Annotated in this window: 10 protein-coding genes; 9 read left to right on the forward strand and 1 reads right to left on the reverse strand. The window is 68.6% G+C overall.

What is annotated here, in order from left to right:
- Positions 1-19: 19 nt before the first annotated feature.
- Positions 20-634, reverse strand: coding sequence for a DUF938 domain-containing protein (locus BKE09_RS10705; RefSeq protein WP_075675724.1), 615 nt, complete (start codon positions 632-634; stop codon positions 20-22).
- Between the two features lie 689 nt (positions 635-1,323).
- On the opposite strand from BKE09_RS10705, the gene BKE09_RS10710 reads away from it, so the two are divergent.
- Genes BKE09_RS10710 through BKE09_RS10750 form a run of 9 tightly spaced genes read left to right on the forward strand, consistent with a single transcriptional unit; the run spans position 1,324 to position 13,675 of the window.
- Entirely contained in the window at positions 1,324-2,955 is a 1,632-nt protein-coding gene (locus tag BKE09_RS10710; RefSeq protein WP_049443616.1) for a TldD/PmbA family protein, read from the forward strand.
- 30 nt (positions 2,956-2,985) lie between these two features.
- Positions 2,986-4,620 carry a TldD/PmbA family protein gene (locus tag BKE09_RS10715; RefSeq protein WP_075675725.1) on the forward strand — a complete coding sequence of 545 codons (1,635 nt, stop codon included), beginning with the start codon at positions 2,986-2,988 and terminating at the stop codon, positions 4,618-4,620.
- A 21-nt stretch (positions 4,621-4,641) separates the two neighbouring features.
- The gene (locus tag BKE09_RS10720) at positions 4,642-5,976 is read left to right on the forward strand and encodes a TldD/PmbA family protein (protein WP_014035492.1); all 1,335 of its coding nucleotides are present in this window, start codon (positions 4,642-4,644) and stop codon (positions 5,974-5,976) included.
- Complete coding sequence (locus tag BKE09_RS10725; RefSeq protein WP_014035491.1) at positions 5,976-6,683, forward strand: DUF4159 domain-containing protein; 708 nt, start codon at positions 5,976-5,978, stop codon at positions 6,681-6,683. The genes BKE09_RS10720 and BKE09_RS10725 overlap by 1 nt, the downstream gene beginning before the upstream one ends.
- A 16-nt stretch (positions 6,684-6,699) precedes the next feature.
- Complete coding sequence (locus BKE09_RS10730; RefSeq protein ID WP_075675726.1) at positions 6,700-7,683, forward strand: MoxR family ATPase; 984 nt, start codon at positions 6,700-6,702, stop codon at positions 7,681-7,683.
- A gap of 7 nt (positions 7,684-7,690) precedes the next feature.
- Positions 7,691-8,587 carry a DUF58 domain-containing protein gene (locus tag BKE09_RS10735; protein WP_014035489.1) on the forward strand — a complete coding sequence of 299 codons (897 nt, stop codon included), beginning with the start codon at positions 7,691-7,693 and terminating at the stop codon, positions 8,585-8,587.
- A complete protein-coding gene (locus BKE09_RS10740; protein ID WP_075675727.1) occupies positions 8,584-9,705 on the forward strand; it encodes a BatA domain-containing protein in 1,122 nt (373 codons plus the stop codon). Before BKE09_RS10735 ends, BKE09_RS10740 begins: the two co-directional genes overlap by 4 nt.
- The gene (locus BKE09_RS10745; protein ID WP_075675728.1) at positions 9,702-11,870 is read left to right on the forward strand and encodes a hypothetical protein; all 2,169 of its coding nucleotides are present in this window, start codon (positions 9,702-9,704) and stop codon (positions 11,868-11,870) included. Before BKE09_RS10740 ends, BKE09_RS10745 begins: the two co-directional genes overlap by 4 nt.
- Entirely contained in the window at positions 11,867-13,675 is a 1,809-nt protein-coding gene (locus BKE09_RS10750) for a hypothetical protein (protein ID WP_075675729.1), read from the forward strand. Before BKE09_RS10745 ends, BKE09_RS10750 begins: the two co-directional genes overlap by 4 nt.
- The last annotated feature ends 12 nt before the right edge of the window (positions 13,676-13,687 follow it).

Genomic DNA, 13,687 nt, shown 5'->3' on the forward strand with positions numbered 1-13,687 from the left:
GGCCGGCACTACTGGCGGTTCACCCCAGCCGCCACAGCAACAGGCGGTTGTTGGCCGGCATCGCCACATCGCCCAGGCGGGTGAATCCGTGGTCGGCGGCCAGCGCCTGCACCGCTTCGCTATCGCGGATGCCGCTGCGCGGGTCGCGCGCCTTCAGCCAGGCATCGAACTGCGCGTTGCTGTCGCTCGTGTAGCGGCCGCCGTAGTTGAACGGGCCGTACACCGCCAGCAGCGCACCATGCCGCAGCACCGATGGCAGCGCGGTGAACAGCGCCTGCACGTGCTCCCAGCTCATGATGTGCAGTGTGTTGGCACTGAATGCGGCGTCGAACATGCTGCCTTCCGGCAGGCTCAGGCCGGTCGCCGGCGGCAGTTCCACCTGCAGTGCCACCGGCGGCAGCAGGTTCAGCAGCGCCGCCTCCGCGCGCCAGGCCTCGATGCCCGGCAGATGGTCCGGATGGTCGCTGGGCTGCCAGCGCAGCCAGGGCCAGCGCTCGGCGAAGAAGGCCGCATGCTGGCCGGTGCCGCTGCCGATTTCCAGCACCCGATGGCGGTCGCCCATCCACGGGTCGAGTGCGGCGGCGATCGGTTCGCGGTTGCGCTCGCAGGCTTCTGAATACGGCTTGCTCGACATCAGGACGGTGTCCAGGCGGGGTCGGCCCCATTGTGCACGAGGGGGTGTTGCTCGGCAGGGCTGCGCCCTGCACCTGCCGAAGCCGGAGCCAGAGCCAGAGCCAGAGCAACGTCAAAAGCTGGCATTCCGTGGGGTGGCGGGGTGGGTCCGGTTGCGGGGGACGCCGTAAACCCATCCTTGGGGGCTTGGCCGCGGCATCCATGCCGCGGACACCCCCGCAACCGGACCCACCCCGCCTTCGACAGTTTCCAGCGGTCTGTCGGAACAGCTCTTGGGGTCAGATCCGTTTTCCGCAGGAAAACGGATCTGACCCCGGATTCATTTCGATATCTGACAGATGTGTCGACCAAGGTCGACACCTACCAACAGCCGAGTGAACCTGTCGAAGGTGGGGCGGTGTCGGATTGCGGGGTGTCAGCCGCATGGATGCGGCTGCCAAGCCTACATGGACGTACTTGCGGCGTCCCCGCAATCCGACACCGCCCCGCCAACCCACGGAATACCGCTCTGGCTCTGGCTTTGGCCGTTGCCGTTGCATTGAGCAGGTGCAGGGCTGCAAGCCCTGCCGAAACCCACCCAACCATGACTGCAGTCACTTGCCCGGACGCGCTGCGCTGGCGAAAGTCGAGTGGTTGACGTGATCGGCTCGGCCTGTTGCCGGCCGCACGCAAGCGAGAGAGAGAAACGCTGTGCAACGACGTGAGTTCCTGGCTTTTTCCGGTCTGGGCCTGGCGGGCCTGCTGCTGCCGCATTCCCGTGCCATCGCCGCCGAGCAACTGCTCGCCCCGGTCGACACCCTCCAGCGCAGGCGCCTGGCGGACGTGGCGCTGGCCACCGCACGCACGGCCAAGGCCAGCTACTGCGATGTGCGCATCGGCCGCTACCTCAACCAGTCGGTCATCACCCGCGAGCACCAGGTCGGCAATGTGACCAACCGCGAATCGTCCGGTGTGGGCGTGCGGGTGATCGTCAACGGTGCCTGGGGATTTGCCGCGACCCACCAGCAGACCGAGGCCGCCGTGCGCGCAGCGGTCGAGCAGGCCGCGGCGATCGCCCGCGCCAACGCCGGCATCCAGACCCGGCCGGTGCAGCTGGCGCCGACGCCATCGGTCGGTGAGGTGCGCTGGCAGACGCCCGTCCGCAGGAACGCGATGGCGGTGCCGATCCAGGACAAGGTCGAGCTGCTGCTGGCACTCAACGCCGCCGCGCTGAATGCGGGTGCCGACTACATCAATTCCACCCTGTTCCTGGTCAACGAACAGAAGTACTTCGCCTCCAGCGACGGCTCGTTCATCGACCAGGACATCCATCGCATCTGGCTGCCGTTCACCGCCACCGCCATCGACAAGGCCAGCGGCAGGTTCCGCACCCGTGCCGGCCTGTCGTCGCCGATGGGCATGGGCTACGAGTTCCTTGATGGCGATGCGCGCGGCAAGGTACACCTGCCCGGTGGCATCACCGCTTACCGCGATTCCTACGACCCGGTCGAGGACGCCATTGCGGCCGCCCGCCACGCGCGCGAGAAACTGAAGGCGCCGTCGGTGAAGCCCGGCAAGTACGACCTGGTGCTGGACCCGTCCAACCTGTTCCTGACCATCCACGAGAACGTCGGCCACCCGCTGGAGCTGGACCGCGTGCTCGGCTACGAAGCCAACTACGCCGGGACCAGCTTCGCCACGCTGGACAAGCGCGATGCGGGTTTCCGCTGGGGCAGCGACATCGTTACCTTCTTCGCCGACAAGACCCAGCCCGGCAGCCTCGGTGCGGTCGGCTACGACGACGAGGGCGTGAAGACCCAGCGCTGGGACCTGGTGCGCGACGGCATCCTGGTCGACTACCAGGCCACCCGCGATGAAGCCCACATCCTCGGCCGCGATGCATCGCATGGCTGCAGCTATGCCGATTCCTGGTCCAGCGTGCAGTTCCAGCGCATGGCCAATGTCTCGCTGGCGCCGGGCAAGCAGCCGCTCAGCGTCGAGGACATGATCAAGGACGTGGAGAACGGCATCTACATCCACGGCCGCGGTTCGTATTCGATCGACCAGCAGCGCTACAACGCGCAGTTCGGCGGCCAGCTGTACTACCAGATCAAGGACGGGAAGATCGCCGGCATGGTCGAGGATGCGGCCTACCAGATCCGCACGCCGGAATTCTGGAATGCCTGCACCGCCATCTGCGATGAACGCGACTTCCGCCTGGGCGGTTCGTTCTTCGACGGCAAGGGCCAGCCCGGCCAGGTCTCGGCGGTCTCGCACGGTTCGTCCACCACCCGCTTCAACGGCATCAACATCATCAACACCGCGCGCAGTCTCGGCGCTTGAGCCACCCATCCTTCGACATGGAGAGCAGCCTTGCAAAGACGTGACTTCCTGGCCCTGACCGGGCTTACCGCGGGCGGGCTGATCGTGCCCTCCTTCTTCGGCAAGGTGATCGCCGCCGAACAGCTGCAGTCCAGCCTCGACCCGGCGCTGAAGAAGCGCCTGGCCGACGCCGCCCTGCAGGCCGCACGCAGCGCCGGTGCCACCTACTGCGACGTGCGCATCGGCCGCTACCTGCGGCAGTTCGTGATCACCCGCGAGGACAAGGTGCAGAACGTGGTGAACACCGAGTCCACCGGCGTGGGCATCCGCGTGATCGTCAACGGTGCCTGGGGCTTCGCCGCCACCAATGCGCTGGGCACCGCCGACGTGGCCAAGGCCGCGCAGCAGGCCGCGGCGATCGCCAAGGCCAATGCCGGCGTGCAGACCGCCCCCGTACAGCTGGCCAAGGCGCCGGGCGTGGGTGAGGTGAGCTGGCGCACGCCGATCCGCAAGAATGCGATGGAGGTGCCGATCAAGGACAAGGTCGGCCTGCTGCTGGACGTCAACGCCGCAGCGATGGGCGCCGGTGCCAGCTTCGTCAATTCGATGCTGTTCCTGGTCAACGAGCAGAAGTACTTCGCCTCCACCGATGGTTCCTACATCGACCAGGACGTGCACCGCATCTGGGCGCCGATGACGGTCACCGCCATCGACAAGACCAGCGGCAAGTTCCGCACCCGTTCGGGCCTGTCCTCGCCGATGGGCCTGGGCTACGAGTACCTGGATGGCGCCGGCGCCGGCAAGGTGGTCAGCCCCAACGGCGTGGTCAACTACAGCTCGTCCTACGACATGAAGGAGGACGCCATCGCCGCCGCCAAGCAGGCGCAGGAAAAGCTGAAGGCACCGTCGGTGAAGCCGGGCAAGTACGACCTGGTGCTCGACCCGTCGCACACCTGGCTGACCATCCACGAATCGATCGGCCACCCGCTGGAACTGGACCGCGTGCTCGGCTACGAAGCCAACTACGCCGGCACCAGCTTCGCCACCCTGGACAAGCGCGAACAGCAGTTCCAGTACGGCAGCGAGCTGGTCAACATCTTCGCCGACAAGACCCAGCCGGGCAGCCTTGGCGCGGTGGCGTACGACGACGAAGGCGTGAAGTGCAAGCGCTGGGACCTGATCAGCAACGGCAAGCTGGTGGACTACCAGACCATCCGCGACCAGGCCCACATCCTCGGCAAGACCGAGTCCGACGGCTGCTGCTATGCCGACTCGTGGTCCAGCGTGCAGTTCCAGCGTATGGCCAACGTGTCGATGGCACCGGGCAAGAAGCCGCTGAGCGTGCCCGACCTGATCAAGGACGTGGAGAACGGCATCTACATCATCGGTGACGGTTCGTTCTCGATCGACCAGCAGCGCTACAACGCGCAGTTCGGCGGCCAGCTGTTCTACGAGATCAAGAACGGCCAGATCACCCGCATGCTGGAAGACGTGGCCTACCAGATCCGCACGCCGGAGTTCTGGAATGCCTGCACCGCCGTGGCCGACGAGCGCGACTACCGCCTGGGCGGTTCGTTCTTCGACGGCAAGGGCCAGCCCGGCCAGGTCTCGGCGGTCTCGCACGGTTCGTCGACCGCGCGCTTCAACGGCATCAACGTCATCAACACCGCACGCAGCCTCGGCTGACCGGTCAGGAGCCCTTACACCATGAGTATCTTCACCGAAGCCCAGGCCAAGGCCATCCTCGACAAGGTCATCGCCCTGTCCAAGGCCGACGAGTGCACCGCCGTGCTGGCCGGCGCGATCAGCGGCAACATCCGTTTCGCGCTGAACAATGTCTCCACCAGCGGCATCGTCGACAACACCGAGCTGGCGGTCACCGTCGCCTTCGGCAAGCGCGTCGGCACGGCCTCGATCAATGAGTTCGACGATGCCGCGCTGGAACGCGTGGTGCGCCGTGCCGAAGACCTGGCGCGCCTGGCCCCGGAAAACCCGGAGTTCATGCCGGCCATCGGCAAGCAGAGTTACCGCGCCAGCCCGACCTTCAGCGAATCCACTGCTGCGATCGATCCGGCGTTCCGCGCCAAGGTCGCCGCCGATTCGATCGCCCCGTGCCGGGGCCACGGCCTGATCGCCGCCGGCTTCCTCGAGGACGGCCAGGGCTTCCAGGCCACTGCCAACAGCAACGGCAACTTCGCCTACCAGCGCACCACCAACTTCGATTACACCTGCACCGTGCGCACCGAAGATGGCCGCGGTTCGGGCTGGGTCGGCCGCAACCTGAAGGATGCCGCCGACTTCAAGGCCGACCAGGACATCCGCATCGCCATGCGCAAGGCCACCGAATCGGCCGAAGCCAAGGCGCTGGAGCCGGGCAAGTACACGGTGATCCTGGAGCCGGCCGCGGCCGCGGGCCTGATCAGCTTCATGATGAACTTCTTCAGCGCACGCTCGGCCGATGAAGGCCGCAGCTTCCTGTCGAAGAAGGGCGGTGGCAACAAGCTGGGCGAGCAGGTCTACGACCCGCGCGTGACCATGATCGCCGACCCGTGGCATCCGGATGCACCGGTGCTGCCGTGGGACAACGAAGGCCTGCCGCGCGAGCGCATGGCCATCATCGAGAACGGCAAGGTCGCCAATCTGGACTACTCGCGCTTCTGGGCGCAGAAGCAGGGCAAGACCGCCAAGGCCTCGCCGGGCAACCTGCTGATGAGCGGTGGCGACAAGAGCACCGCCGAGCTGGTGCGCGGCACCCAGAAGGGCATCCTGGTCACCCGTACCTGGTACATCCGCATGGTCGATCCGCAGACCGTGCTGCTGACCGGCCTGACCCGCGACGGCACCTTCTACATCGAGAACGGCCAGATCAAGCACCCGGTGAAGAACTTCCGCTTCAACGAGTCGCCGGTGATCATGCTCAACAACATCGAAGAGCTGGGCAAGCCGGTGCGCGTGGCCGGTGATGAATCCAGCTACGTGATGATGATCCCGCCGATGAAGCTGCGCGATTTCACCTTCACCTCGCTGTCCGACGCCGTCTGATGGATCGCCGGGCCTGCCTGCGCTGGTTGGCCGCTGCCGCTTCGGCGGCGGCGCTGCCAGCCTGGGCGCAGTCAGGCCCGCGCAGTTCACGCTACGACTTCTGGTTCACCCGGCTGCAGTACGACTCCGGTGACTGGGACGTGGACGCGCGCATGCCGTCCAACCTGATCACCTCGCTGATCGACTACACCTCACTGCGCGTGGACCCGCAGGAACACGTGGTGGCGCTGGCCGACCCGCGCATGCTGGAAGCGCCGTTCTGCTACCTGGCCGGGCACACGCTGGTGGAGTTCAATGCCGCCGAGCGGCAGAACTTCGTGCGCTACGTGCGCAATGGCGGCTTCGTCTTCGTCGACGACTGCAACCATGATATCGATGGGCTGTTCGCCACCTCGTTCGAGGCACAGATGGGCCGCCTGTTCGGTCCGAAGGCATTGCAGAAGCTGCCCAACAGCCACGCGCTGTACCGCAGTTTCTTCCGCTTCCCGGATGGCCCGCCCGCCACCAGCTTCGAACTCAACGGCTGGGGCGACGACCTGGTGCACGACTACCTGAAGGGCATCGAGGTCGACGGCCGCCTGGGCCTGCTGTACAGCAACAAGGACTACGGCTGCGAGTGGGACTACGACTGGCGCAACAAGCGTTTCCTGGCCGAAGACAACACCCGCTTCGGCGTCAACATCGTGATGTACGCGTTGAACAATTGATAGGACCTGCACGCCCATGACCTCCCCCGACCTCGATTCCCTGTTGCCGCGCCTGGATGCGCTGCGCGCCGCGCTTGCACGCGCAGTGGTGGGCCAGCACACCGTGGTCGAGCAGCTGCTGATCGGCCTGCTCGCCGGCGGCCACTGCCTGCTGGAAGGCGCGCCGGGGCTCGGCAAGACCCTGCTGGTGCGCTCGCTCGGGCAGGCGCTGGAGCTGCAGTTCCGGCGCGTGCAGTTCACCCCGGACCTGATGCCCAGCGACATCCTCGGCACCGAGCTGCTGGAGGAAGACCACGGCACCGGCCATCGCCATTTCCGCTTCCAGCAGGGCCCGATCTTCACCAACCTGCTGCTCGCAGACGAACTCAACCGCACCCCGCCGAAGACCCAGGCCGCGCTGCTGGAAGCGATGCAGGAGCGCACGGTCAGCTACGCCGGCACCACCTACGCATTGCCCGCGCCGTTCTTCGTGCTGGCGACGCAGAACCCGATCGAGCAGGCCGGCACCTACCCGCTGCCGGAAGCACAGCTCGACCGCTTCCTGCTGCACGTGCTGGTGGATTACCCCAGCGAAGACGAGGAACGGCAGATCCTGGAACAGACCACCGGCGGTGCCACCGACGCGGTGCCGAAGGTGATGGATGCCGAAGCGGTGATCGCCCTGCAGGCCGCAGTGCGCCAGGTGCATGTCAGCCCGGATGTGCTGGCCTGGATCACCCGCCTGGTGCGCGCCAGCCGTCCAGGCGAAGGCGCACCGGCGGCGATCAACCAGTGGGTGAAGTGGGGCGCCGGCCCGCGCGCCGGGCAGTCGCTGGTGCTGGCAGCGAAGGCACGCGCACTGCTGCAGGGCCGCTTCGCCGCCACCCGCGAGGATGTGCAGGCATTGGCCGCGCCGGTGATGCGTCATCGCCTGCTGCTGTCGTTCGCCGCCGAGGCCGAGCAGAAGCGTGCCGACGACGTGGTCGCCGCCCTGCTGCAGGCCGTGCCGTTCCCGGGTTGAGCCACGCGTGAACGCAGGTGCCCCGCTGACGTTGCCACCGGAACTGCGTGCGCGCCTGCGCATGCTGCGGTTGCGGCCGCGCCTGGCCAGCGGTGCCAGTGGCATCGGCCAGCACGCCAGCCGCAGCCGCGGTGCCGGCCTCGAATTCGCCCAGTACCGGGCCTACGAACCGGGCGACGAGCTGCGCCAGATCGACTGGAAGCTGTACGCACGCTCGGACCGCTTCTTCGTGCGCGAATCCGAACGCGAAAGCCCGATCACGGTCTGGCTGCTGCTCGATGCCACCGCCTCAGCCGGCCAGGCCGATCGCGCGGCACCGCAACGCACGCGCCTGGACCACATGCGCGGCGTTGCCGCATGCGTGGTGGAACTGGCCCTGCAGCAGGGCGACCGTTTCGGCCTGCTGGCGATCAACGGCGATGGACTGCAACTGGTGCCCGCAGCGAACGGCGCACGCCAGCGTGATCGCGTGCATCTGCAACTGCATGCCCTGCAGGCACGCGGCGGCTGGCCTGCGGCCGATCGACTGCGTCCCCTGTGGGAGCGCGTACGCCCGGGCGACCTGCTGCTGGCAGTTGGCGACGGCTTCGACGAAGCCGGCATCGCGCTGCTGGAACAACTGGCCAGCGCGCGCCGCGAAGTGGCGCTGCTGCAGATCCTCACCGCCGACGAGCGCGACTTCCCGTTCGACGCCGGCCATCGCTTCCGCGATCCGGAGACCGGCGAGGAACTGCTGGGCGATGGCGCGGCGATCCGCACCGACTACCTGCAGCGCTTCGCTGACGCACGCAGCGCATTGCAGTCGCGCCTGCAGGCCAGCGGCATCGCCAGTGCCACTGGCTGGCTCGACCAGCCGCTGGACCAGGCACTGCAGGCGCTGTTCGGTCGTGGGGGCGGTGCATGAACCTGCTGTTCCCGTTGGGCCTGGCCGCGCTCGCTGCAGGGTTGCTGCCGCTGCTGATCCACCTGGCCCGCCGCCATCCGTACACACCGCTGGATTTCGCCGCGCTGCGCTGGCTGCGCGCACAGATCCGGCCACGCCAGCGCATCCGCTTCGATGACTGGCCATTGCTGCTGGTGCGCCTGCTGTTGCTTGCCGCGCTGGCTTTGCTGCTGGCACGGCCTGCGTTGACCGGGCCTGCACCAGCCCCCACTGTGTGGACAGTCGTTGCTCCAGGGCTGGACGCGACCGCTCTGCGCGGCACCGCCGAAGCGGGCAACTGGCATTGGCTGGCGCCCGGCTTCCCGGCCATTGATCAAGTGCCACCTGCGTCCACGGCCTCCCTGCCCAGCCTGCTGCGCGAACTGGACGCACAACTGCCCGCGGGCACCGCAGTGACCGTGCACGTTCCCGATCCCCTGACCGGCCTGGACGGCGCACGCCTGCAGCTGTCGCGCGAGGTGCAGTGGCGGCCGCAGCCGATGCCGGTCGCTGCGCAACCGCGTGCCGCAACATCGCCGCGCCTGCGCGTGCACAGCGATGCTTCGGCCACCGCCCAGCATTGGTTGAATGCATTGCAGCGCGCGTGGGGCGTGCAGGCGCCGCTCGCTCCTCTGGTGGCGGATGCGCTGCCCGAACGCGGCGAGATCGGCGTATGGAGCCGCGACGGCTCACTGCCGGCGAACTGGCAGGCGTGGCTGCAAGACGGCGGACATGTAGTGACTGCCGGCAAGCCTGCCGCCGAGGCCAGCATCCTGCTGCGCAACACCGAGGGCGCCCCGCTGCTGTGGCGGCAACGCATCGGCCACGGTGTCCTGCTGTCTCTGCCCGGCGACTGGGATGCCTCAGGCAACGCTGCGCTGCGCGATCCGCAGTTGCCGCGTGCCCTGCTGCTGGCCCTGCAACCGCCTCCGCTGCCACGCCTCGGCGATGCACAGGACCAGGCACCCCGCCAGGCAACACTGCCTGCGGCAACGCCGCCGCTGCGCGAGCTCACCCCGTGGCTGCTGCTGGCCATCGTGCTGCTGTTCGCGCTGGAGCGCTGGATGGCCAGCAGTCGCCGACGCAGGGTGGCCGCATGAACACCCTGCAGCACGCCTGGCAACGCGCGCGCCGCCGCCGTGCACTCATCACCCTGCTGCTGGGCCTGCCGTGGGCGCTGGCCGCAACGGCGCTGGCGCTGCGCCTGGCGGGCTTCGACATCGCCTGCGTGGTTGGCACTGTCGGCCTGCTCGCCTGCGCAGCGCTCGCCAAGGCACGCTCCCGCCAGCTGGACCAGCTGTGGTTGCAGCGCCAGCTCGATGGCAGCGGCGCCAGCGAGGACAGTGCCGACCTGCTGTTCGCCGATGCCGCCATGCTCAATCCGCTGCAGCAGCGTCAGCGCGCGCACGTGCTGGCCGCGCTGGAACGTGCGCTGCCGGAACTGCGTCCGCGCTGGCCGCGTTGGGCATTGGCGCTGTGCTGGATCGCAGGCCTGGCCATCGTTGCGCTGGCAGTCGGCTGGCCACGCTCCAGCCCCGGCTCCGCGCCAGCCCGTGCGTCGGCGCCTGGCAGCACGGCTTCCGCGGGCCCACTGCACCTGCAGTCCACCCGCCTGCGCATCGACGCGCCGGCCTATACCGGCCAGGCCACGCTCACCCAGAACGCACTGGATGCCAAGGTCGCCGCCGACAGCCGGCTGTCGTGGTCGTTGCGCTTCGATCGCGCACCGGACAAGGCATGGCTGCAGTTCCACGATGGCCGCCGGTTGCCGCTGATCGAACACGATGGCCAGTGGCAGGCACAGGATGTGGCGCGCACGCCGGTGCTGTACCGCGTGGTGAGCGAACCGGCATTGGCCGGAACCCGCCTGCATCGCCTGGACGTGGTCGCTGACCGCGCGCCCAGCGTGCGCGTGCTGGAGCCGGCCGCCAGCCTGGTGCTGGGAACGCCCGGGCAGCGCCAGTGGTCGCTGCGCTTCGAAGCCAGCGACGACTACGGCGTAGCCGCACAGGCAACGCTGTCGATCACCACCACCCAGGGCAGCGGTGAGAACATCACCTTCGTGAAACGCAGCGTCACGCTTGCCGGCAGCGGCGAAGCCACTGCGCGACGTTTCGCCCACACTCTTGATCTGGCTGCGCTGGGCGCACAACCGGGCAACGATGTCATCGCCCAGCTGGAAGTGCGCGACAACCATGCGCCAACACCGCAGAGCGGGCGCAGCAGCAGCGTGATCCTGCGCCTGCCCAGCGCCGAAGTCGCGCTCGGTGCCGAACTGGAAGGCCGCATCAAGAAGACCCTTCCAGCCTACTTCCGCAGCCAGCGGCAGATCATCATCGATGCCGAAGCACTGATCCGGCAGCGTCGCAGCCTCGCCGCCGAGGACTTCGTGAAGCGCAGCGATGCGATCGGCGTCGACCAGCGCATCCTGCGCCTGCGCTATGGCCAGTTCCTGGGCGAGGAGAGCGAGGGCGCACCCAAGCCGCCGCCGACCAGCGACCTGCCCACCAGCGATGCACCGGCTGCAGACAGCCACGACGAAGATCACGATCACGACCATGGCGCCGAGGCCGGGGCTCACGACGCGCATGGCCACGATCACGGCGGCAAGCCAGCCAGTGCCGATACGCCGCCGGTGTTCGGCAGCGCCACCGATGTGCTCTCCGAATACGGCCACACCCATGACCATGCCGAGGCCGCGACCCTGCTCGACCCGCAGACACGCGCCACGCTGAAGGCCGCGCTGGACCAGATGTGGTCAGCCGAAGGCGAGCTGCGCCAGGGCCGCCCAGAGCAGGCGTTGCCGTTTGCCTACAAGGCGCTGGCTTTCATCAAGCAGGTGCAGCAGGCCGAACGCATCTACCTGGCGCGGGTCGGGCCGGAGCTGCCACCGATCGATGAAGGCCGCCGGCTGGGTGGCGATCGCGCCGGACTGGCCAGTCGCGAACTGCCGCTGGCCGCACGCACGCCGCCCGACCCGGCCATCATCGAAGCCTGGCAACGCCTCGGCGATGACACGGCCCCCCCCGATCTCGATGCACTCGCCAGCTGGCAGCAGCGCAATGCCGCGTACCTGCCCGATGCACTGGATCTGGCCGCCGCCATCGAGCAGCTGCGCATCGAACCCGGTTGCCGTGACTGCCGCCAGCGCCTGCGCGCGCAGTTGTGGCGGGCGCTGCAGCGTCCACTGCCGCAGGCGATGCGGCGCAGTGCCGCCGATGCGATGGGGCAGCGGTACCTTGATGCGCTGGAGGCGCAGCCATGAACGCCTCCGCCGTGAACCTGTGGCTTGCGCTGGCCCTCGCCCTGATCGTGGTCATCGCCAGCGTGCGCCAGCTGCGTGGCACTGCCACGCGTCGTGGCCGCCAGTGGATCGTGATTGGATTGCAGCTGATCGCTGCCACGCTGCTGTACTTCTGCCTGGTCCCCCCCACCCGCCAGCAACCCGCGGTCGGCCTGGTCGTGCTGGGAATCGATGCCGACAAGGCCGGCGCGCCGCCGACCGGCGCAGGCCCGCTGCTGCTGTTGCCGGAAGCTACCGATGTGCCCGGTGGCCAGCGCGTGCCGGACCTGGCCACCGCGCTGCGCCAGCATCCGGCCTCCACGCTCACCCTGGTCGGTGCCGGCCTGGTTGCGCGTGACCGCGACGCGGTACTGCCACGCGACGTGCGTTGGCAGCCGGCAGCGCCGCCGCGCGGGTGGATCGCACTGCAGCCACCCGCCGACACCGCACCCGGCGCACGCTTCGACGTGCATGCACAGGCGCACGGCGTCGCCAAGGCCAGGGCGGAACTGCTGGACCCCGCCGACAGCGTGGTCGATCGCGTGGATGTTGCCGAGGACGGTCGCGTGCAGCTCAGCGGCATCGCCCGTGCCGAAGGCCGCAGCGTGTTCCAGCTGCGCCTGCTCGATGCCGAGGGTCATGTGGTGGACAGCACGCCGGTACCGCAGCAGACCCTGCCGGCGGCACCGCTGCGCCTGCTGGTGCGTGCCAGTGCGCCGGGCCCGGAGCTGAAGTACCTGCGCCGCTGGGCCGCCGATACCGGCATCCGCGTGCAGGTGCAGGCCGATACCGGCGCCGGCCTGAGCGTCGGCGACGGCGCCTTGCCGCTGGATGCGGCGTCGCTGGCGCGCAGCGAGCTGCTGCTGCTGGACGAGCGCAGCCTGGCCGCATTGAGTGCAGGTCAGCTGGCCGCCGTGCGCCAGGCGCTGCGCGAGGGGCTGGGCGTACTGGTACGCAGTGCAGGCGCCCCTTCGGCCAGCGCGCGCCAACACCTGCACGATCTGGGCCTGCCGGTGCAGGGCGATGGCAGCAGCCACCTCCTCGAACTTCCCGGCGACGGCGAAAACGCGGTCCTCGCCGCACGACGCGGCCCGCTCGCCGCAGGTACGCTGCCGACCGGCTACGGCGAAGAGGCAGACCGCAGTTCGCACAGCGCCGCCCTGCCCACACTGGAAGCATTGGCGCTGCAGGCGCCGGGCAGCAACGCGCTGCTGCGCGATCGCGCTGGCAAAGCCGTTGGCGGCTGGCGCGCTACCGGCAAGGGCCGCATCGGCCAGCTGCCAATCACCGACACCTGGCGCTGGGTGCTTGCCGGGCGCGATGATCGCCACGGTGAACTGTGGAGCGGCGTGGTTGCCACACTGGCGCGAGCACAGGACAGCAGTGATGCGCTGTGGTCGCCACAGCCGGTCAGCTGGGCGGGCGAACGACAGGCGCTGTGCGGCGTGCAGGCGCCACTGCAGGTCTTCAACGCGCGCGGCGAAGGCACGCCGCTGATCGTCGATGGCGCGACGTCAGCCCTGCGCTGCGCCGGCTGGTGGCCCCGTGAGGCAGGCTGGCAGCGCCTGCAGCACGGTGACACGACCGTCTGGCGCTATGTGTTCGACCCTGCCGATGCACCTGCACTGCATCGGCAGGCGATGATCGATGCGACCACGCGTGCACTGGCGACCAGTGCACCGGCGAACGCGTCGGTGATGCAGCCCGTGCCGGGATCGCGCTGGCCGTGGTGGCTGGCGTTCGTGCTCTGCGCATCGCTGCTGTGGTGGCTGGAGCGGCGGCGCTGATCCCACCGATTG

It is taken from the genome of Stenotrophomonas sp. TD3 (assembly GCF_001939825.1).
Lineage (GTDB): Bacteria > Pseudomonadota > Gammaproteobacteria > Xanthomonadales > Xanthomonadaceae > Stenotrophomonas.